Here is a 19,575-nt window from a genome sequence, read left to right on the forward strand (position 1 = left end):
GCCATACATCTTTGGTAGGATAGTCGTACCAACAAAGCATGGTCGGCGCCCGGCGCGACCGCTCTCGACAAGGATCACTCATGAACGCTATCTGGATCGCTATTTTTGGCGCCGTGTGTTTCGTGATGGGCTATCGTTTCTACTCGAAGTTCATCGCCGAACGCATTTACCGGCTTGACCCCGATTTCCAAACGCCCGCTCACACTTATCAAGATGGCGTCGACTATGTGCCCACCAACAAGTGGATTCTGTGGGGCCACCACTTTACCTCAGTGGCTGGCGCAGCCCCCATCGTGGGGCCGGCCATCGCCATCTACTGGGGCTGGCTACCGGCCATCTTGTGGGTCGTGCTAGGGACCGTGTTCGCAGCCGGCGTGCATGACTTTGGCGCGGTAGTGCTTTCCAATCGCCACAAAGGGCACTCGGTCGGCACACTAGCCAACAAACTGATCGGCCAACGCGCCAAACTATTGTTCCTGTTCATCATCTTGATCCTGGTATTGATGCTCAATGCGGTCTTCGCCTGGGTCATCGCCAAGCTGTTCATCACCTTCCCCGCTAGCGTGCTCTCGGTGTTCATCCAGATACCGCTGGCGGTGTGGATCGGCTACCGCGTCTATCGCCACTCCGGATCGATGCTCCTGCCCTCGGTCATCGCCCTCGCCGTCATGTATGGCGCAGCGCTCCTGGCCAGCGAGGTCCCCATACTTCAACTCGATCTGGTCAGTTGGTTCGGTGGCGGTGACACCGAGGTGATAGGTAACTTCGATGCCACCTCGATGGCCTTTTTGGTATGGATCGTAGTGTTGATGGTGTATGTGTATATCGCTTCGACACTCCCCGTCTGGAAGCTGTTGCAGCCGCGCGATTATATCAACTCGCACCAGCTCGTCGTCGGCCTGGCGCTTTTGTATCTGGGGCTACTTTTTGGTGCGCCGGAAATGACCGCGCCCAGCGTCAACGGCGAAGCCGAAGTCAGTTGGTATCCGCTACTGTTCATCACCATCGCCTGCGGGGCGATTTCAGGCTTCCATGGCTTGGTCGCCTCGGGCACCACATCCAAGCAGCTCGATAAAGAAACCGACGCCCGCATGATCGGTTATGGTGGTGCCCTGGGCGAAGGCATGCTGGCGATGATCGCGATCATCGCCGTGGGTACCTTGTTCGCCTCCGGCACCGATTTCACTGCGACCTACTCGAGCTTTTCCGCGGCCGGCTCCAATGGGCTCGGTTCGTTCGTGAAAGGCGCCGGGCAACTCGCCGGCAACCTCGGCATTCCCGAGCACATGGGCTCGACCCTGGTCGCGGTGATCGTGGTCAGCTTCGCCGCCACCACCCTGGATACCGCCGTACGTCTGATGCGTTACATCATCGCCGAACTGGGTAACGAATACGGTATGCCAGTGATCGCTCGCAAGCATGTCGCGACCAGCATCGCCGTCATTACCAGCGCGGCGTTGGTGATTCTGCCGGAAGGCCCCAATGGCTTCGGCTCGGGCGGTTATCTGCTATGGCCGCTGTTCGGTACCAGTAACCAGTTGCTGGCCGGTATCACGCTAATGCTGGTCTCGGTATGGCTCAAACGTCAGGGGCGCCCGGTGGTCTTCACCCTGGTGCCGATGCTATTCCTGCTGGTCATGACACTGTGGGCCATGGCACAGCAAGTGATCTTCACCTGGTCGGGCTTCGGCGATGCCGACCGCAACTTGCTGCTGTTCACCTTTGGCAGCTTGATCATGGTGTTCACGCTATGGATCCTGCTCGAGGCCTCGCGCAGCTTCCGCCAGGGCCCGACAGCCTCGCAAGAGTCGTTGAGTTCCGATGACGCGCGCTGATGACGAACGAACCGCGTCCGCCGGTTGGCGGACGCGGATCAAACGACTCATCGAGGGCTACGACGCGGTGCTGAGCCTTCAGCACCGCCGTGAGATCGTCCGCGAGCTGCAGGATGAAGAAGATCTTTTCATGCTGCTGTGCTTCTGCGACATGATGGGGATTCCCAACCCCGTCGGCGACATGACCCTGGAGCTTTACCCCTACATGCTCGAACGCTTTCACGAGTGGCATAAGCGCCAGGGCATGCCCCGCTCACCCCTGGATGGTTTTCGCTGCTGCTGAGCGGCGCCGATGACGCGTGGCACAACCGAGGAGAGACAGCCGATATGGCCAAAAGCCTTTTTTTCGGCGGCAAGGGCGGCGTCGGCAAGACCAGCTGTGCGACCGCTTACGCGCTAAGCTGCGCGGATGCCGGATGGAACACCCTGCTGGTGTCCACCGACCCCGCCCACAACCTGGCCGATCTATTCGGCCGCCAACCCGGCCCGACGCCAACGCGCATGCGCCCTGGCCTGGATGTCGTCGAACTCGACCCCGACCATGAGACGAAACGCTATCTGGACCAGGTCAAGGCCAATATCAAGCCCATGGTGAGCGGCGAACGCAGCGCGGCGGTATTCCGCCAGCTCGACTTGGCCCGCCATGCCCCGGGCACCGAGGAAGCCGCCCTGTTCGACGCCCTGGTCGGCCTGTTGCTCGATACCGGGCAACACTATGACCGCTTGATTTTCGACACCGCGCCAGGCGGCCATACCGTGCGTTTGCTCGCGCTACCGGAGATCATGGGGGCCTGGGTGGACGGCTTGATGCAACGTCGCCATAAGGTGCGCAACGATTACAAGGCCTGGCTTGGGGACGGCGAAGTGGTCGATGATCCCATCCAGGAGGTACTGATGCGCCGCCGGGGGCGTCTCGCCGCCGCTCGCGAGCACCTGACCTGCCCTGCGCACTCGGCGATGATTTTGGTCGCCAACCCGGAACGCCTGCCAGCGCTGGAAACCGCGCGCACGCGTGACCTGTTGGAAACCAACGGCCTGAATGTGGGCGCGGTGGTCATCAACAAATGCCTGCCCACGACGGTCGATAGTCAATGGCTCGCCAATTGGCGCGAGGAGCAACGCCCGTGGATCGAGCAGCTCGAGACGTCATTCGCGGATCGCATATGCATACGTATCGAACATCAGCCCCACGCACCCGCCTCGATCGAAGACCTACGCCCGCTCTGCGATGCCCTTGGCGATCTCTCACCCTGGCACGCGCACGCCTGAGCCATTTGCTTGACACGGACTCGCCTAGCGCCCACCGATGACCGACACCACCAACCATGTCGTATAGGTAATAAACGTTACCAATAGCAAGGCCGCCTCCAGGCGGTTGATACGCCCCTGGCCCTTCCAGCCGATGCCGAACACCGTCAGCGCCAGGGTCAGGCCCGCCATGACCGGCCAATCCCGCACGAGTACCGCGCTATCGACATCGATCGGATTAATGATGCCCGCTAGCCCGACCACGGCGAGGGTGTTGAAGAGGTTGGAGCCCACCACGTTCCCTATGACAAGATCATGCTCGTTCTTGCGCACCGCGCTGATCGAGGAGGCAAGCTCGGGTAGCGAGGTGCCGATGGCGACCACCGTCAACCCGATGACGAGATCGCTGACCCCGAATGCCGAGGCAATATCCACTGCACCCCACACCAACAAACGTGAACTGGCGATCAGCATGACCAGACCCACCAGGGTCCAGGTGATTGCACGCTTGAGTGTCATCTCCTGAGCATCAAGATTAGCCGTCGTATTGTCAGCTAGCGCGTCACTTCCCTTCTGGCGTCCACGCATGACGCTATAGGTCAGCAACGCCGCCAGCATCGCCAACAGCAATACGGCGTCCCAACGCGAGACGTCGCCATCCTGCAGGCACCATAGCGATGCCACCGTCACTAGCATCAATAGTGGCAACTCCTGACGCAGCACTTGGGAGTGCATCGTCAGCGGGCTGAGCAATGCCACCAGGCCTACGATCAGGCCGATATTGGCAATGTTGGAGCCATAGGCGTTACCCAGCGCGAGGCCGGGATTGCCTTGCCAGGCGGAAAGCCCTGAGACCATCAATTCCGGCGCCGAGGTGCCAAAGCCGATGATGACCATGCCGATCAACAGCGGCGGTAACCCCAGGTGGCGCGAGGTCGCCGCTGCACCATCGACGAATCGATCGGCGCTCCATACCAGGACCGCCAATCCCAACGCTACGGCAATGATGGCCATCAGCACGGTACGTCTCCTTGAATATCATTGTCCTTGAATGTCGTTTCGCTGAACGTTGTCGTGTCATGCATGCTATCGCGCTGCCCCGCTATTCTAGCGCAATCGAACGCTCATGCTACTGACAAACATACGCACGTGAATGTACGCTGTTCGCGCTTCTGATTTTCTCAGGCAAAAGTCTGTCGGAATAACCCCGCGCCGAATTGCTATAGTGCATGCATCATTCGGCACCATAAACCTATGAGCGAGACTGAGTTTGGCAGATAACGTTTCGTCACAAGCGCCTCATCACTCGCCATGCGACGCGGCAACGTCGATGGCGACGACGCGCCACTCACGGCGACGTCTGCGCGCCTGTCACGAATGCGATTTGCTAGTCGCGCTGCCGCCGTTGCGGCCGAGAGAAAAGGCCGACTGCCCGCGTTGCGAACATACGCTGGCCACGCGTCACGACAAGCCTGCCGAGCGTAGCATCGCGCTGGCCGTGGCCGCCTTGATCATGCTAACGCTCTCGGTGGCTTTTCCCTTCATCAGTTTCGAGGCCCGTGGCGTCACTAATCGCATCGAGCTGACCGAGACCGCCTCGACACTGGTCGGCTTCCACGAACCACTGGTGGCGATTTGCGTGCTGCTGACAGTGATCATCCTACCCACGGTCTATCTATGTAGCGTCATCTGGCTCTCATTGGGGCTTCTCGGGCACCGCATTCTGCCCTATTCACGTGGCATCGCCCGCGCCCTGAAGCACTTGACGCCGTGGATGATGGCCGATGTCTTCGTCATCGCCGCGCTGGTCAGTCTCATCAAGGTCGCAGGAATGGCCGATGTCAGCCTGGGGCTCTCATTCTGGACGTTTTGCGCCTACGCCGTGTTATTGCTACTCACCACCCAGTCCATCGACACCGACTGGATGTGGTTCGCGCTAGCCAGCGAGCCCTTGGCCCCGGAAGGCGCCCGCTCGGGTGAGCCCGCGACACCGCAAGGCTTGAGCGGATGCGTGACCTGTGGGCTGGTCAATCGTCTCGATGCGCAGGGTCGTGGGCGTTGTCGACGCTGCGGGGAAACGCTGCACGCGCGAACACCCGGCAGTCGCCAGCGCACGCTGGCCTTGCTGCTCGCTGCGGTGGTGATGTACATCCCGGCGAACCTTTACCCGATCATGAGCACGACGTCGTTGGGTAACACCTCGCCCTCGACCATCATCGGCGGGGTCATGCTGTTTCTACAGCACGGTGACATTCCCATCGCAGTGATCATCTTTACCGCCAGTGTGGTGGTGCCCATCGGCAAGATTCTCGCGCTCGGCTGGTTGTGCTACGCAGTACGTCATCGCGGCGAGCCGTTCAGTAATGTCACCCGTGTGCGTCTCTATCGCATCACCGAGTTCATCGGTCGCTGGTCGATGGTCGATGTGTTCGTGGTCGCCATCCTGGTTGCACTAATCCGTGCGGGCGAGTTGATCTCGGTCGAACCCGGACCTGCCGCGCTCTCCTTCGCCAGCGTTGTGATCATCACCATGTTGGCGGCCCACAGTTTCGACCCGCGCATGATCTGGGACGACCTCCCCCAGCGCCCTCGACGCGCATGGCGGGATCGTCTGCCGCGACGTATCGCTACCGTTTCATCACGCAAGGAATCCGACGATGCCTGAAGCTCCACAGCGTGCGACACGCCAATATCGCCGCCGCCTATCGCCGATCTGGATCGTACCGTTGGTGGCGGTCCTCATCGGTTTATGGATGCTTTACGACAATCTTTCCGGCCTTGGCCCCACGATCACGCTGCAGATGGAAAACGCCGAAGGCATCGAAGCCGGCAAGACGTTGATCAAGACACGCAATGTCGAGGTCGGCCGGGTCGAGGATGTGACGCTCTCCGATGACATGTCACACACCGTCATCACCGCGCGCATGCAACCCGACACCGAACGCATGCTCAATGACGATGCGCGTTTCTGGGTGGTCAAGCCACGCATCGATCGCGAAGGCATCAGCGGCCTGGGGACCGTCCTATCGGGGGCTTACATTCAATTGCTGCCCGGTCACGGCGGGGAGCCCCAACGCGACTTCGATGTGCTCGAACAGCCCCCGGTCGCGCCCCCCGACGCCCCGGGAATCCGCATCAACCTGGTCAGCCAGGTGGGCAGCTCGTTGAGCGCCGGCGACCCGATCACCTATCAAGGCTTCACGGTGGGACGCGTGGAAAACACCGAGTTCGATCCCGACAAGAAGGAAATGCGCCACCGTCTTTACATTCAGTCGCCTTATGATGTGCTGGTCACCGACACCACACGCTTCTGGGTATCCTCAGGAGTCGATCTGCGCCTGAACTCGCAGGGCTTCCGCGTCAATATCGAGTCAATGGAGTCGCTCATCGGCGGCGGCGTGACCTTCGGGGTCCCCGAGGACGTGGAGATGGGTCAGCCCGCCGAATCGGAGGCGACCTATCAGTTGTTTAGCGACGAAGAAAGCGCCCGTGAGGGGACCTTCGATCGTCATCTCGACTATGTGCTACTGGTCGACGACACCGTGCGAGGGCTTAGCCACGGCGACCCGGTGGAATATCGCGGCGTGCGCGTCGGTACCGTGGAAACCGTGCCGTGGCGTTTCGCGGCCCCGCAGCCCAACGCCCTGGATCGCTTTGCGATTCCCGTACTGATTCGCATCGAGCCGCAGCGCTTCGACAACGCCCTGCAAGATTTCGATGCCGATGAATGGCGCGCGCGCCTCCAGGGCATGTTCGAGCACGGCCTACGGGCAACGCTCAAACGCGGCAACCTGCTGACCGGAGCGCTGTTCGTGGACTTGAACTTCCATGACGATCCCGAGCCTTACGAGCCGCTCACCTTCGAGGGCAAGAAGGTCTTCCCGACGACCACCGGTAGCCTGGCGCAGATCGAGGATAAGGTCTCGAACCTGCTGGATAAACTCAACGACGTGCAGATTGAGCCCGTCCTCGACTCACTGAACGAGACGCTGGCGACCACGCAGAACACGATGCGGCAAGTCAACGAGATCGCCGATTCGGTGGATGCACTGCTCGACGATCCAGCCACGCGCGAGCTGCCCGGCAATCTCAACAAGACGCTGCGCCAGACCCGCGACACGCTGGAGGGCTTCTCTCCCGACTCACAGGGTTACCGTGAACTCAACGATACGCTCTCGCGTCTCGAGTCACTGATGCGCGACCTGCAACCCGTGGCGCGCACGCTAAGCGAGAAGCCCAACGCACTGATCTTCGACAGCGAAGACGCCCCAGACCCGCAACCGAGGGCCCCACGCCAATGACCGAGATGACCTTCACTCATACTCGACGCCCGACATGCCCGGTGCGGTTTCTCGCCGCCGCCGGGCTGGGACTGTGCATGTCGATGCTGGTCGGCTGTGCCGGACAAAGCATCGACGAGTCGCGCTATACGCTCCCCAGTGAAACGCAAAACGTCGACGTCGCCAGCGACTTCAAGGGCAGTGTCTCGCTCGCGCCGCCACGCATGGCGAGCTACCTGAAGGATGATGGCATCGTCATGCAACTCGATGACATTCGTATCCATCAGGCACGCCACCATCTATGGGCCGAACCCCTTGATCGTCAACTGCAGGAACGCATGCGCCAGCATCTCAGCCAGGCCTTGCCCAACGCCGACGTGCTACGTAGCGGTCAATCCTCCGAGGCATCTACACCGGCGCTGCATGTCCAGCTCGACGTCGACCGTTTCCAGGGTCGCGACGACGGCATGGCCGTGGTCGACGGACAGTGGCGTATCCGTGACGACAACGACCGCACATTGTCGCGCGAATCCTTTGAGATAGAGCGCCCGCTGGAGGACGATGGCTATCCTGCGCTGGTAAGGGCGCTGGGCTCGGCTTGGGATACCCTTGGCGATCGTTTGGTCGATGCCTTGGTGGAGGTGGCCGACGCGGCGGAGACGAACTGACACGGCGCTTTATGAAGCCAGGTCACATGGTCGCAACCGCGACGGACGGTCATGCTACAGCCGTTACCTGTGACCGCCGCGGATGAGGAAGAGTGAGCCTCAGGCCGCGAACCGACCTCTGAGACGTGCCACCGCTTGGCTATGCAATTGGCATACCCGCGATTCGCTGACACCGAGCACGGCGCCGATTTCCTTGAGGTTGAGCTCTTCCTGGTAATAAAGCCCCAGCAATAGCTTTTCACGTTCGGGGAGTTGTTCGATGGCCTCGACCAAATGGGTGCGCGCATCGCCTTTCAGCAATGCATCGAGCGGGGTCGCTGGCGCGGTCTCTCCCGCCGGCGGTTCGCCGAGTTCGGACACGACCTCGTCGAATCCCAGCAGGTAACCGTTATTGGCATCCAGCAGCAGCTGATGATATTCCTCGACGCTCATATCCAGAGCACTGGCGATCTCGCGCTCGTCCGGGGAACGTCCTAACGACTGCTCTAGCTTGTGTACCGCCTGATCCAGCGCCCGCACGCTGCGCCGCACGCTGCGCGGCATCCAGTCGCGACTGCGCAGTTCATCGATCATCGCGCCGCGCACGCGCTGATTGGCGAAGGTGGAAAAACTCGCCCCTTGGGCGGTATCGAAGCGTTCCAGCGCATCGAGTAATCCCACCATGCCGGCTTGAATCAAATCATCGAGTTCGACACTGGCCGGTAAGCGTACTTGCAATGCCAGCGCATGACGCCGTACGAGCGGCATGTATTGCTCCAGCAGTGCGCGTTGGTCGATTTTGCCCTGTGCCGTATACATCTCTATCGCCTCGGATGTTCGGGTCGACGCTCGACGCGACGCCCGCTGACATTATCGAGCTTCCGGGCCGCCAGCCAAGGCCGGAATAACCCCCGCTTGATGAGCCTTTTCCCGAATTCGTCTTCACCGCTCTCTCAGCGGTAATTCACGATCAGTTGCAAGTCCTCGATACGCACGCTTGCACTCGGCGCGTTCCGAGAGGCAGTCCGCCGAAAGCGCAGTACAAAAGGTCCTTCAGCTGAAAGCCCCTCCAATGCCTGCGTACCCCCGCGACGCGTCGCCATTTCGACACAGCGACGCGGATGACACAGCCATGCCCGCACATCGTTTGGCCCCTTCGTGGCATAACGCCAGGACACCCGCGTGATAAGGCCATCGCCGACCGTGTGAGACTCAGGTGGACGCAGAGGCTCCGTACGCTCATCACGTCCCGGTGTCGTCAGCAGCGGCCCACGCGGCAGCGTCACCGCCCAACTGCCGGCTTCGACGGCTTTCGCCAACGGTGCCATGCTCAGCGTGGCACCTAACGCCACCAGCAATGCCAGGACGCAACCCAGCGATTTCATGACCCACGCTCGCTCGACGGGAGCGTCTGCGCCAGCCACTCGGCGGGGTCGACGACAAGCTCGACCGCCAGGAAGCGGCGCGCCGTGTCCACCAAGTTGCCAAGCGGCATATCGCCCGCGCTGGCCGGATCGCGTATCACCAGTAGACGTGGCAGGCGTTCGCGCTGCGACCATTGTTTGAGTTCGCGATAAGCACGCTGCAGGCCTTCCGCGCCGGAGGCGACCCAGATGCCCCAGTGCGGCGAGGAGCGCTGAGCAGTGGTGACGTCGCCGACGGCGAGTGGCAAGGTCTCCCAGGCAAGGCCGCTGAGTGACGCAAGGCGTTCACAGGTCGCCGTCACCGCCTGAGGAGTCGGATGACCGATCGTCACCAGAGCCGCCTTGTCGCGCCGCTGATTCGCATAAGCGCGCAATCCCGCCGCTTGATCACTCATCGTCACCTCAAGCTGCCTGTGAGAGCGCCGCATGCGCCGTTAGCAAGTGCATCAACCCGTGCAGCAGGGTATCGGGGCTGCGTCGCTTTCGCTCACCGGCGAGACGTTTTACCACCGGGCGCGTATCCACCGCCCAGCCGTCCTCGCTCAAGTCCATACGTAGCGCCAGAGCTGCCAGTTGCGCTGCCAGGTAGACGCGTAGCTCGCAATCCAGGGGTGCCGACGCCCCCAGCTGTTGCCACGCCGAGCGCATCAACCGCGACAGATCGTCCTGTTCGAGCTGGCGATACACGAAAGCGCGCATGTCGATATCCAGCGCATCGCCTCCATGCCCCAGCCAGTGATAGACACCCCGCCGACGCCCGCTCTCGGAATCATGACTCGTCGCAATCCACAGTTGCAGGTTGTCAGCATCGGTCTCGGCCAAGGCCACGGGCAAACGCGACAACGTCACGCGTCGCGCACGGCCACGCAGGCGGCAGGTGTGCTGGCCACAGGGCTCGGCTAGATCGACCAGCTCGCCTATCGCCAGACGTTCACCGGCATGCCAGACGCGCTGCTGCACCCGCGTGCGTGCCAACCAGGGGCTGTCCGACTCGCGCAACTGTTGCCTGACGTCGGCATCGGGCACCCGCGCGAACACATGCCAATGACTGCCCAAATGACGACGCGCCAGGGTCAGGCGTTGTGTATCCGAGGGCGGCCAACGGTGAAGAGGCCAGGCCAACGGCAAGACATCGCCGTTGGCATCCAACGGTATCATCGGCGCCGCCCAGTCCATTCCCCGTGGCTTCCCTCCCGACCAGCACAGGCCGGTCGCCTCGGCGCCATGCCATGCTTTGATCATCGACGGGGGTGCCAAATGCTCTTCGAGCCAGGTTTGCTGGATGGCAGGTGGCGACTCGCGACGGCGCCACGCGGCATCGAGCCAGGCCACACCCGGTACGCTGCGCTGCAGCGTTTCCATCACCCGCGCCAGTTGATCGCGCTGTGCCAAGAGATCCCGCGATAGTGCTTGCAGACCCTGTCCGGAGGCCGTGGGCCGCAACATCTCGGTGAGCACACCTTCATCGAAGGTGAACGGCGAGCCTTGCCCCACCGCCAGCGCTTCGTCCAATAATGCTGGCGCTTCGGCCAGGCGAATGTCTTCGGGCACGCGCTGACCATGCAAGACGTAATAAAGGCGCAGCCGATGGCGCATCACGACATCCAGCGCGGCCCCCAGGCGTGGCGCTTCATCGACCTTGGTCAACAAGCAACCATAAAGCGGCGCACCGGCATCCCGCGAGGCTCGCTGATAGGTCTCGACAACCTCTTCGAGCGTATCGCCGTGGCTGGCCGCATTCAGCAGCAAGAGACGCCGTACCGGCCGGGCGGCACCGCCGAGTCGCGCGATCTGCCCCGTCACGCGTTGATCGCGCTGGCTCATGCCCACGGTATCGACGATCACCATGCGCTTGCCTTCAAGTCGCGACAACAAGCCTTCAAGGTCATCTTCATGGTGTACGGCATGCACATCGACACCCAGCAGCCGGGCATAGATACGCAACTGTTCATGCGCACCGATACGATAATCGTCGGTGGTTACCAGGGCCACGTCATCCCCGCCGAAGCGCATCACGTATCGCGCCGCAAACTTGGCGGTGGTGGTGGTCTTGCCCACGCCGGTCGGCCCCACCAGGGCGAACACTCCCCCCTCCTCGAGCATCGTCGCCTCGTCATCGAGCACCTCGAGACGGGTCTCCAGTTGACGCCGGCTCCAGGCCAGCAAACGCGGATCATCGGCATCGACATCGGCGAGCTCGTCGGGCAGCGTCTCGAGCATTTCGCGTACCAGACGGGCGCTGAAGCCGGCGGTGATCAAGCGCTGACGCAAGACCCCGCGCACTCCGGGGCGGGCGTTGCGCGGGCGAGGTGTCTCGGAAATATGCGACATCAACAATTCGCGCATGGCCTGCATTTCAGCGTACAGGCGATCCTGACCCGGCGCGGGAGACGCCTCGGCGGAAGGTGTACCAGCCTGCGCGGGCACGGCCACGTCTTCGGCCTGCTCGACCATTGACGATTGGGCCTCTTCGGCCACGGCCACGACCTCGACGCCGTCATCCATGCGCCGGTTGGAGAGGATCAGGGCATCATCCCCCAGCGCGTCTCGTACCTGTCGCATCGCATCGCGACTGGTAGCACCGAGGAAACGCATCACGCTCATGAACGGGCTCCGACGGTAGCGGTGACACGCAAGGTGCGGTCATCGGGGATTTCGGCATTGGACATCACCACCAAGTGGGTGATACGGCGACGCAGGAAGCGGGCCAGCAACGCGCGCAGACCATGCTGGACGACCAGCACCGTCGGCTCGCCACGCGCTTCCTGACGTTCCACGGCAGCCATCGACTGCTCCATGAGAGTGTCGGCCAGGCCCGGTTCCAGGCCACCGCCATTGCTCAGCGCCTGGGTGAGTACTTGTTCGAGATTGGCTTCCAAGCCGATGACATGCATCTCTTGGTCCCCGGGGAACCACTGCTGGGTGATCGAACGTCCCAGCGCCACACGCACCATCGCGGTCAGCTCGTGGGGATCGTTCTGTTGTGGCGCATGCTCGGCCAACGTATCCAGGATGGTACGCATGTCGCGAATCGAGACCTCCTCGGCGAGCAGGTTCTGCAGGATGCGCTGCATCGCGGTTAGAGTCAGAAGCTTGGGCACCACGTCTTCGACCAGCGACTTGTTCTCGGCAGCGATCTTGTCGAGCAATTGCTGTACTTCCTGACGCCCCAGCATGTCATTGGCGTGACGATGCAGCAGGTGGTTGAGATGCGTGGCCACCACTGTACTCGCGTCGACCACGGTATAACCGTACACCTGGGCACGTTCACGCTGCGCGGCGTCGATCCACACGGCGGGCAGCCCGAAGGCCGGGTCCTGAGTCGCCGTGCCTTCCACCTGGCCCGAGACCTGCCCTGGGTCGATGGCCAGCCATTGCCCAGGATGCGCATCGGAGCGTCCCACTTCGACTCCCTTGAGCGTGATGACGTAGGTCGACGGCCCCAGCTCGAGATTGTCGCGGATATGTACCACCGGCGGTAGAAAGCCGACATCTTGGGCGAATTTCTTGCGAACGCTCTTGATGCGCCCCAGCAGTTCGCCCTTCTGGCGATGGTCGACGAGCGGGATCAAACGATGACCGACTTCGAGGCCCAGGGTATCGACCAGTTGCACGTCATCCCAACTGGCCTCGGGCACCTCGGGCTGCGGCGGCGGTGTCTGCGGTGTCGACGCCGCGGGCTCGGCCTCACGCTGGTTGCGTCGCCACATCCACCACGCCAAGCTGCCCAGCAATACCGTAAACAGCAGGAAGACCAGATTGGGCATGCCCGGCACCAACCCCAAAAGTCCCATGACGCCGGCGGCCAGCATCAAGACCTGCGGATTGTTGAATAGTTGGCTGATCAGTTGTTGGCCGACGTCTTGGTCGGTATTGACGCGCGACACGGTGACACCCGCCGCCGTGGAGATCACCAGCGCCGGAATCTGCGCCACCAGACCATCGCCGATGGTCAGCAAGGTATAGGTTTGCGCCGCCTCGGCAAAGCTCAGGCTGTGTTGCGCCATGCCGATTGCCAGGCCACCGATCAAATTGATCAGCATGATGATGATGCCGGCGATGGCATCACCACGCACGAACTTGCTGGCCCCGTCCATGGACCCGTAGAAATCGGCTTCTTGGGAGGTTTCCTGACGTCGCGCCCGTGCATCTTCCTCGCCGATCAAACCGGCGTTGAGGTCGGCGTCGATGGCCATCTGCTTGCCGGGCATGGCGTCCAGGGTGAAGCGTGCGCCGACCTCGGCGATACGGCCGGCCCCCTTGGTGATAACCATGAAGTTGATCACCACCAGGATCATGAATACGACCAGGCCAACGGCGAAGTTACCGCCGATCAAGAAGGCGCCGAAGGCCTCGATCACCTTGCCGGCCGCATCGCCGCCCTCGTGCCCTTCCAACAGAACCACCCGCGTGGAAGCCACATTGAGTGACAGCCGCAATAGAGTCGAAAACAGCAAAACCGCCGGGAAGGCCGCGAAATCGAGGGGCTTCTGCGTAAACATGCTGACCAGCAGCACCATGATGGCCAGGGTAATGTTAAAGGTGAACAGAAGGTCCAATACGAACGCCGGTAACGGCAAGATCATCATGGACAGGATCATGATGATCAATATGGGCCCAGCCAGGACCTTTAAACGGGTATCGCTCAGCCACTCGCGACGGCCCCATAATTGACTCAACGCATTCATGGTGTGTCCTTGGCGTCGGCAACGTTTTGCCTAGACGGGTCTAACTCGTCGGGCACGGGGAGGTCATTTGGCGTTTGCGGCCAGTCACCCCCTTCCTCGCGCACACGTTTCAAGCGGTAGGCCCAAGCCAGCACCTCCGCCACGGCGGTATACAGATTCGCGGGGACTTCTTGATCGATGTCCACATGCTGATTCAGGGCACGCGCCAACGGCGGCGCCTCCAGCAAGGGCACGCCATGCGCCTCGCCCAACTCGCGAATGCGCGTGGCGACCATATCCGCCCCTTTGGCCACGACGCGCGGCGCTTCCATCTGGCTCCCCTCGTACATCAGCGCCACGGCATAATGCGTGGGGTTGGTCACGATGACATCCGCATCCGGCACCTTGGCCATCATCCGCCGCCGTGCCATGGATTGCTGCTGGGCTCGCATGCGAGCCTTCACTTGGGGGTCGCCCTCGCTTTCCTTGTGCTCTTTCTTGATCTCGTCCTTGGTCATGCGGAGCTTCTTGGTAAAGCTCCACAGCTGGAAAGGCACGTCGATCAACACCACCACGATGAGTGTCGCTACGCAGAAGGCCAGGCACAACGCGGCGAGCTCCATACCCTTCGCGAGAGCTTCGCTCAACGGCAGGTTCATCAAGCCCAGAAGGTCGCCACGATGCCACCATAGAAAGATCACCGCGACACCGCCCACCAGCGTCGACTTGGCAACGGCCTTGCCCAGTTCCGCTACCGCCTGCGATGAAAACATGCGCTTCAATCCTTTCAAGGGATTGAGCTTGGACATTTGGGGCTGCAGCGACTTTGCCGTCAGCAGCCAGCCACCCAGCATTACCGGTGCTGCCAGCGCAACGACCGATACGATGAGGAACAACGGCAACAAGGAGACCAGCGTGTTTTTACCCAACGCCCAGACATGCGACATCAGTACGGCGGTATCGAACGCTTCAGCGCGTGAAAACATGAATGACTGCTCCATGACCCCTCCTAAACTCTCGTAGAGGTGGCCACCCAGCGACCATAGCGCCATCACCCCCGCCGCCAATAGCATGAAGGTAGTCAGTTCGCGCGAGCGCGCAACCTCACCGTCTTCCTTCGCCTTGTCGAGTCGTCGAGGTGTCGGGTCTTCAGTCTTTTCCTCGTCGCTATCGCTACCCTCGGCCATGGGACCTCTGACGTCGTGGCGCTAGAAACCCTTCGCCAAGGCAGATACCAAGGCGCCGAACAACCGCATTCATCGAATGCGGGCTATTTTCTCGGGAACGCGGGATAGCCGATCACTGGAATAGCGACTACTTAGCCATGCTATTCAGGGGACGTGAGGCTGAAACGCTGCCGGGGAGCACCGGCAGCGCAGGGAGGGATCAGAAGCCCAGGCTATCGAGGAGGTCATCGACCTGGTCTTGGTTATTGACGACATCGGTGCCTTCGGGCTTGACTTGCGGCCCGTTGAGCAGCTCATCATCGCCCTTTTGAGATTTACGCGAACGCTCGTCAGCAAGTTGCTGCAGCTCTTCCTTGTCATGACTCTCAGGAGCGGTATCGATCAGCACTTGCACCAGCTGCTGCTCGATCTCACGAATGACATCCATCATTTTCTTGATGACCTGCCCCGTCAGATCCTGGAAATCCTGGGCCATCATGATTTCTAGCAGCTGCGCATTGGTGGCCTTGGTCTGGGTCGGCACATCACGCAGGAAGTCACGCGTATCCTTCACCAACTCTTTGGCGTCGTCCAGCTCAACAGGCGCGGCGAACCATTCTTCCCAACGTTGATCGAGCTTTTCGGCCCCCGACTCCATGCGCTCTTGCAACGGCTGTGCCTGATCGATGGCGTTCAGAGACCGCTCCGCCGCTTGCTCGGTCATGTCCGCAACATAACTAAGACGATCCCGCGCGTCGGGAATCGCTTCGGCCGCTTTTTCGATCTCCTTATCCAGCCCCAGCTCGCGCATGCTTTCGTGGAGCATGCGCGTCATCTTGCCGATCTTGTGAATCAAATCGTCAGCGGGGATGCCATCCGCACTGTTCTCCGGCTGCGTTTCACCGCTCATGGCCTGCCCTCCTCGTGCGAACTTACTTGCCCAGTTTCTCGAAAATCTTGTCTAGCTTCTCTTCCAGCGTCGCAGCGGTGAACGGCTTCACGACATACCCATTCGCCCCGGCCTGTGCGGCGGCGATGATATTTTCTTTCTTGGCTTCCGCCGTCACCATCAGCACCGGTAGTTCCGACAGAGCATCGTCCTGACGGATTTCCTTGAGCATCGCGAGGCCATCGAGATTGGGCATGTTCCAGTCAGAAACCACGAACTCGAAGCCACCGGCACGCAGCTTATTGAGCGCTTCCTGGCCGTCTTCTGCTTCATCGACATTATTGAAGCCCAGTTCTTTAAGCAAACTGCGCACGATGCGCCGCATGGTCGGGAAATCATCCACGACCAGAATGCTCATATTCTTATCTGCCATACATCCTCCGATTCATTCAATCTGGCTAATCATTCACTGCGCGAACTGGTGCTCTGAAGGGGCGCATTTAACACGCCCCTAGGCGGCATGGCTTAGGCTCTTTTCAGAAAGGGCCTAGAATTCTTCCCACTCGTTTTCTTCGTGCGCCGTCGAGGCTCGTTTCGACGGTGCATGATGCGTCTGCGCTGAAGACTTGGACGTCATGGTGGGTGCGGACGCCGTCGACTTGGTCGCCTGCGAACGCGCCCCCGGCAACGCCTGGTGTGACGCGCCGCCCGGCAAACGGAAAGTGGTGACGACATTTTCCAAGCGCTGCGCCTGCTCTTCCAGCGACGCCGACGCGCTCGATGCTTCCTGGACGAGAGAGGCGTTTTGCTGAGTCACCTGGTCCATCTGCGTCACGGCCTGGCTGACCTGCTCGATGCCATCGCTTTGTTCCTGCGAGGCTGCGGATATCTCATCCATGATGTCACTGACGCGTTTCACCGCCTGAACGACATCGCGCATCGTAGTTTCGGCGTTGCCCACAAGCTCGGAGCCCTGCTCGATCTGAGTGGTCGAGGTATGAATCAAGCCCTTGATTTCCTTGGCGGCCTCGGCGCTGCGGCTGGCCAGGTTACGCACTTCGCTAGCGACCACCGCAAAGCCACGTCCCTGTTCACCGGCACGCGCTGCCTCGACCGAGGCGTTCAACGCCAGAATGTTGGTCTGGAAGGCGATCGAATCGATCATGCCAATGATATCGGAGATCTGCTTGGAACTTTCGGTGATGCCCTGCATGGTCGTGGAGACTTCCTGCATGACATCGCCGCCGCGCCCGGCAGTACTCGAGGCATCGCTGGCCAAGGAACTCGCCTGCCGCGCATTGTCGGCATTCTGACGCACGGTAGAGGTCAACTCTTCCATGCTCGAAGCAGTTTCCTCGAGCGAAGCGGCCTGCTGCTCGGTCCGCGAGGACAGGTCGGCATTGCCCGACGCAATTTCGCGGGCCCCGCCATGAATCGAGCCACTGGCTTCACGCACGGAGGTGACCGTACCCACCAGCCCGCTTTGCATGTCGCGCATGGCGGCGAACAAGCGCCCGATTTCGTTTCTGCCACGTTCGGCGATGCGATGGGAGAGATCGCCCTTGGCGATGTGCTCGCAATGCTCGACCGCTTCGTCCAATGGCTTGACCACGGCCTTGACCAATACCATGCGTACCAGCAACGCCAAGACCACGCCAAGCACCAGCAATACGATGGACAGAATCTCCATCAGCTGGCTGTTATCCGCATCTGCCACGATGGCGTCATCGACACGTGCTTCGGCGTACTGGATGAAGTCGCGCACGCTATCGTCGAGATCGTCCATCAGCGGGTTGATGCGCTGATCGTCCTCGATGCGCACGGCATCCTCGCCAGCGTTCATTTCACGTTCGATCTCGTCGCGCAAGGCGGTAAAGGCGTCGTCGATGCGTGCCGCGTATTCTTCGCCGGAATTCGTCTTGGCCACCTGATCGAATTCGTTGATGCGATCACTCGCCTGGCTCACAGCGGTTTCAACCGCCCCTTGCAAGTCTTCCGTACGTTCGGTGTCTCCGGCTTCCACTGCATTGCGGTAACTGGCCAGCAGGCCTCGTGCGCGCACGAGGTTCACGGTGGCACGGTTGACGGTATTGGTCTGCTCGAAACCAATGGTACCGATGGTATCCAGTGCCTCGGCACTTTTTTGGTTGGAATAGAACCCCAATGCGCTGATGACCGCAATCATCACGACCATGATGGTCAGTGCAATTGTCAGACTAGCCCTGACCGAAAGATCGTTGAGTATTTTTCCCATGTCGTCTCCTGACAAGTTCCCTGGCGTCGGTTGCTGTGATTGAGTCGATGATGAATGAATCTGAGCCGCCCCGGTTTGTTATATCTGTCGTCGCTATACTCGCTGCGCGCGCCCCGAGGCTTCGGCGCGTTTCATCAAGGCAGCGGGGATCTCGGAAAGCGCGATGGTATCGATCGCCGCGCCCATGACGACCGCTTCACGCGGCATGCCGAATACCACGCAGCTTTCTTCGTCCTGGGCCAGGGTATAGGCACCCGCCTGACGCATTTCCAGCAGGCCCGCCGCGCCATCTCGTCCCATTCCGGTTAGGATCGCACCGATGGCGTTACGCCCAGCGCTTTGCGCGGCAGAGCGAAACAGTACATCCACCGACGGGCGGTGCCGGTTGACCGGCGGCGCATCATCCAGGCGAATGACATAGTTAGCCCCCGAACGGGCGAGCTTCATGTGCCAGTCCCCCGGCGCGATGTAGACGTGGCCGGGCAGGACGCGCTCGCCGTCCACGGCCTCCTTGACCGATATTCGACATAGCTTGTCGAGACGTTCGGCGAAAGATTTCGTAAAGCCACCCGGCATGTGCTGGGTGACTAGAATAGCCGGACTGTTCGCTGGCAAAGGCTCAAGCACATGGCGAATGGCTTCGGTGCCTCCCGTAGAAGCACCGATGATGATCACCTTCTCGCTCGACAATAGCGGTGCCTTGACCGGCGGCTTATCCTTCGCCGGCGGCTGCTTGGCCACAGCTTTGGGACGTGAACGTGCCGCCGCCCGGATCATGTCGGCGATCATTTCCGTATACTCGAGCATCCCCTCGCGGATACCCATTTCAGGCTTGGCAACGAAATCGACAGCGCCGAGCTCCAGCGCGCGCAGCGTGATTTCAGAGCCTTTCTGGGTCAGTGAGGACACCATCAGCACCGGCATGGGACGCAAACGCATCAAGCGCTCGAGAAAATCGAGCCCATCCATGCGCGGCATTTCCACATCCAGGGTCAACACGTCGGGATTGGTGCGCTTGATCAGATCCCTGGCCACCAGGGGATCGGGTGCCGTGGCAACGACCTCCATGTCCGGCTGGCTATCGATGATCTTGCTCATCAAATCGCGAATCAACGCCGAATCATCGACACACAGCACCTTGATCTTGTTCGAGGTCAACGCCACC

Annotated in this window: 17 protein-coding genes; 6 read left to right on the plus strand and 11 right to left on the minus strand. The window is 61.1% G+C overall.

Going from position 1 to position 19,575, the window contains the following annotated elements; genetic code table 11:
- Positions 1-80 precede the first annotated feature (80 nt).
- The 3 genes from SR908_RS00925 to SR908_RS00935 are packed head-to-tail and all read left to right on the plus strand — an operon-like array spanning position 81 to position 3,104.
- The gene (locus tag SR908_RS00925) at positions 81-1,835 is read left to right on the plus strand and encodes a carbon starvation CstA family protein (RefSeq protein ID WP_246922151.1); all 1,755 of its coding nucleotides are present in this window, start codon (positions 81-83) and stop codon (positions 1,833-1,835) included.
- Complete coding sequence (locus tag SR908_RS00930) at positions 1,822-2,118, plus strand: cory-CC-star protein (protein ID WP_052444949.1); 297 nt, start codon at positions 1,822-1,824, stop codon at positions 2,116-2,118. The genes SR908_RS00925 and SR908_RS00930 overlap by 14 nt, the downstream gene beginning before the upstream one ends.
- A 44-nt stretch (positions 2,119-2,162) precedes the next feature.
- Entirely contained in the window at positions 2,163-3,104 is a 942-nt protein-coding gene (locus SR908_RS00935) for an ArsA family ATPase (RefSeq protein ID WP_246922154.1), read from the plus strand.
- A 24-nt stretch (positions 3,105-3,128) separates the two neighbouring features.
- Here the strand turns inward: SR908_RS00935 and SR908_RS00940 are convergent, their stop codons facing one another.
- On the minus strand, positions 3,129-4,103 hold the full coding sequence (locus SR908_RS00940) for a calcium/sodium antiporter (RefSeq protein ID WP_246922157.1): 975 nt from the start codon (positions 4,101-4,103) through the stop codon (positions 3,129-3,131).
- Between the two features lie 310 nt (positions 4,104-4,413).
- Between SR908_RS00940 and SR908_RS00945 the strand changes: the two genes are divergently transcribed.
- The 3 genes from SR908_RS00945 to SR908_RS00955 are packed head-to-tail and all read left to right on the plus strand — an operon-like array spanning position 4,414 to position 8,031.
- On the plus strand, positions 4,414-5,748 hold the full coding sequence (locus SR908_RS00945) for a paraquat-inducible protein A (protein WP_246922160.1): 1,335 nt from the start codon (positions 4,414-4,416) through the stop codon (positions 5,746-5,748).
- Positions 5,741-7,384, plus strand: a complete 1,644-nt coding sequence (pqiB, locus tag SR908_RS00950; protein ID WP_246922163.1) for an intermembrane transport protein PqiB — start codon at positions 5,741-5,743, stop codon at positions 7,382-7,384. Before SR908_RS00945 ends, pqiB begins: the two co-directional genes overlap by 8 nt.
- Positions 7,381-8,031 (plus strand): PqiC family protein, encoded by a 651-nt coding sequence (locus tag SR908_RS00955; protein WP_083632939.1) that lies wholly within the window; start codon positions 7,381-7,383, stop codon positions 8,029-8,031. Before pqiB ends, SR908_RS00955 begins: the two co-directional genes overlap by 4 nt.
- Before the next feature lie 99 nt (positions 8,032-8,130).
- Here the strand turns inward: SR908_RS00955 and SR908_RS00960 are convergent, their stop codons facing one another.
- From SR908_RS00960 to SR908_RS01005, 10 genes are all read right to left on the minus strand, one after another.
- The gene (locus tag SR908_RS00960; RefSeq protein WP_097024068.1) at positions 8,131-8,829 is read right to left on the minus strand and encodes an RNA polymerase sigma factor FliA; all 699 of its coding nucleotides are present in this window, start codon (positions 8,827-8,829) and stop codon (positions 8,131-8,133) included.
- Positions 8,830-8,963: 134 nt separating this feature from the next.
- Entirely contained in the window at positions 8,964-9,395 is a 432-nt protein-coding gene (locus SR908_RS00965) for a flagellar protein FlhE (protein WP_246922166.1), read from the minus strand.
- Positions 9,392-9,829, minus strand: coding sequence for a hypothetical protein (locus SR908_RS00970; RefSeq protein ID WP_246922169.1), 438 nt, complete (start codon positions 9,827-9,829; stop codon positions 9,392-9,394). Before SR908_RS00970 ends, SR908_RS00965 begins: the two co-directional genes overlap by 4 nt.
- 7 nt (positions 9,830-9,836) lie before the next feature.
- Positions 9,837-12,038: a flagellar biosynthesis protein FlhF gene (flhF, locus tag SR908_RS00975; protein WP_246922172.1), complete on the minus strand. Its 2,202-nt coding sequence runs from the start codon at positions 12,036-12,038 to the stop codon at positions 9,837-9,839.
- Positions 12,035-14,122, minus strand: a complete 2,088-nt coding sequence (flhA, locus tag SR908_RS00980; RefSeq protein ID WP_097024071.1) for a flagellar biosynthesis protein FlhA — start codon at positions 14,120-14,122, stop codon at positions 12,035-12,037. Before flhA ends, flhF begins: the two co-directional genes overlap by 4 nt.
- The gene (gene flhB / locus SR908_RS00985; RefSeq protein WP_097024072.1) at positions 14,119-15,288 is read right to left on the minus strand and encodes a flagellar biosynthesis protein FlhB; all 1,170 of its coding nucleotides are present in this window, start codon (positions 15,286-15,288) and stop codon (positions 14,119-14,121) included. Before flhB ends, flhA begins: the two co-directional genes overlap by 4 nt.
- Before the next feature lie 199 nt (positions 15,289-15,487).
- Positions 15,488-16,177, minus strand: coding sequence for a protein phosphatase CheZ (gene cheZ, locus SR908_RS00990; RefSeq protein ID WP_097024073.1), 690 nt, complete (start codon positions 16,175-16,177; stop codon positions 15,488-15,490).
- A 22-nt stretch (positions 16,178-16,199) separates the two neighbouring features.
- Complete coding sequence (gene cheY, locus SR908_RS00995) at positions 16,200-16,589, minus strand: chemotaxis response regulator CheY (protein WP_040241446.1); 390 nt, start codon at positions 16,587-16,589, stop codon at positions 16,200-16,202.
- A gap of 114 nt (positions 16,590-16,703) precedes the next feature.
- The gene (locus SR908_RS01000; protein ID WP_246922175.1) at positions 16,704-18,410 is read right to left on the minus strand and encodes a methyl-accepting chemotaxis protein; all 1,707 of its coding nucleotides are present in this window, start codon (positions 18,408-18,410) and stop codon (positions 16,704-16,706) included.
- Between the two features lie 93 nt (positions 18,411-18,503).
- A complete protein-coding gene (locus SR908_RS01005) occupies positions 18,504-19,568 on the minus strand; it encodes a protein-glutamate methylesterase/protein-glutamine glutaminase (RefSeq protein ID WP_097024075.1) in 1,065 nt (354 codons plus the stop codon).
- Between the last annotated feature and the right edge of the window lie 7 nt (positions 19,569-19,575).

Source organism: Chromohalobacter canadensis (assembly GCF_034479555.1).
GTDB classification, from domain to species: domain Bacteria; phylum Pseudomonadota; class Gammaproteobacteria; order Pseudomonadales; family Halomonadaceae; genus Chromohalobacter; species Chromohalobacter canadensis.

Bases quoted from the DNA above. Each gene is read 5' to 3' on its own strand.
- cheY (WP_040241446.1), bottom strand. From the start codon at position 16,589: ATGGCAGATAAGAATATGAGCATTCTGGTCGTGGATGATTTCCCGACC.
- SR908_RS00970 (WP_246922169.1), bottom strand. From the start codon at position 9,829: ATGAGTGATCAAGCGGCGGGATTGCGCGCTTATGCGAATCAGCGGCGC.
- cheZ (WP_097024073.1), bottom strand. From the start codon at position 16,177: ATGAGCGGTGAAACGCAGCCGGAGAACAGTGCGGATGGCATCCCCGCT.
- SR908_RS00935 (WP_246922154.1), top strand. From the start codon at position 2,163: ATGGCCAAAAGCCTTTTTTTCGGCGGCAAGGGCGGCGTCGGCAAGACC.
- flhF (WP_246922172.1), bottom strand. From the start codon at position 12,038: ATGAGCGTGATGCGTTTCCTCGGTGCTACCAGTCGCGATGCGATGCGA.
- pqiB (WP_246922163.1), top strand. From the start codon at position 5,741: ATGCCTGAAGCTCCACAGCGTGCGACACGCCAATATCGCCGCCGCCTA.
- SR908_RS00955 (WP_083632939.1), top strand. From the start codon at position 7,381: ATGACCGAGATGACCTTCACTCATACTCGACGCCCGACATGCCCGGTG.
- SR908_RS00960 (WP_097024068.1), bottom strand. From the start codon at position 8,829: ATGTATACGGCACAGGGCAAAATCGACCAACGCGCACTGCTGGAGCAA.
- SR908_RS00945 (WP_246922160.1), top strand. From the start codon at position 4,414: ATGGCGACGACGCGCCACTCACGGCGACGTCTGCGCGCCTGTCACGAA.
- SR908_RS00925 (WP_246922151.1), top strand. From the start codon at position 81: ATGAACGCTATCTGGATCGCTATTTTTGGCGCCGTGTGTTTCGTGATG.
- SR908_RS01000 (WP_246922175.1), bottom strand. From the start codon at position 18,410: ATGGGAAAAATACTCAACGATCTTTCGGTCAGGGCTAGTCTGACAATT.
- flhA (WP_097024071.1), bottom strand. From the start codon at position 14,122: ATGAATGCGTTGAGTCAATTATGGGGCCGTCGCGAGTGGCTGAGCGAT.
- SR908_RS00930 (WP_052444949.1), top strand. From the start codon at position 1,822: ATGACGCGCGCTGATGACGAACGAACCGCGTCCGCCGGTTGGCGGACG.
- flhB (WP_097024072.1), bottom strand. From the start codon at position 15,288: ATGGCCGAGGGTAGCGATAGCGACGAGGAAAAGACTGAAGACCCGACA.
- SR908_RS00965 (WP_246922166.1), bottom strand. From the start codon at position 9,395: ATGAAATCGCTGGGTTGCGTCCTGGCATTGCTGGTGGCGTTAGGTGCC.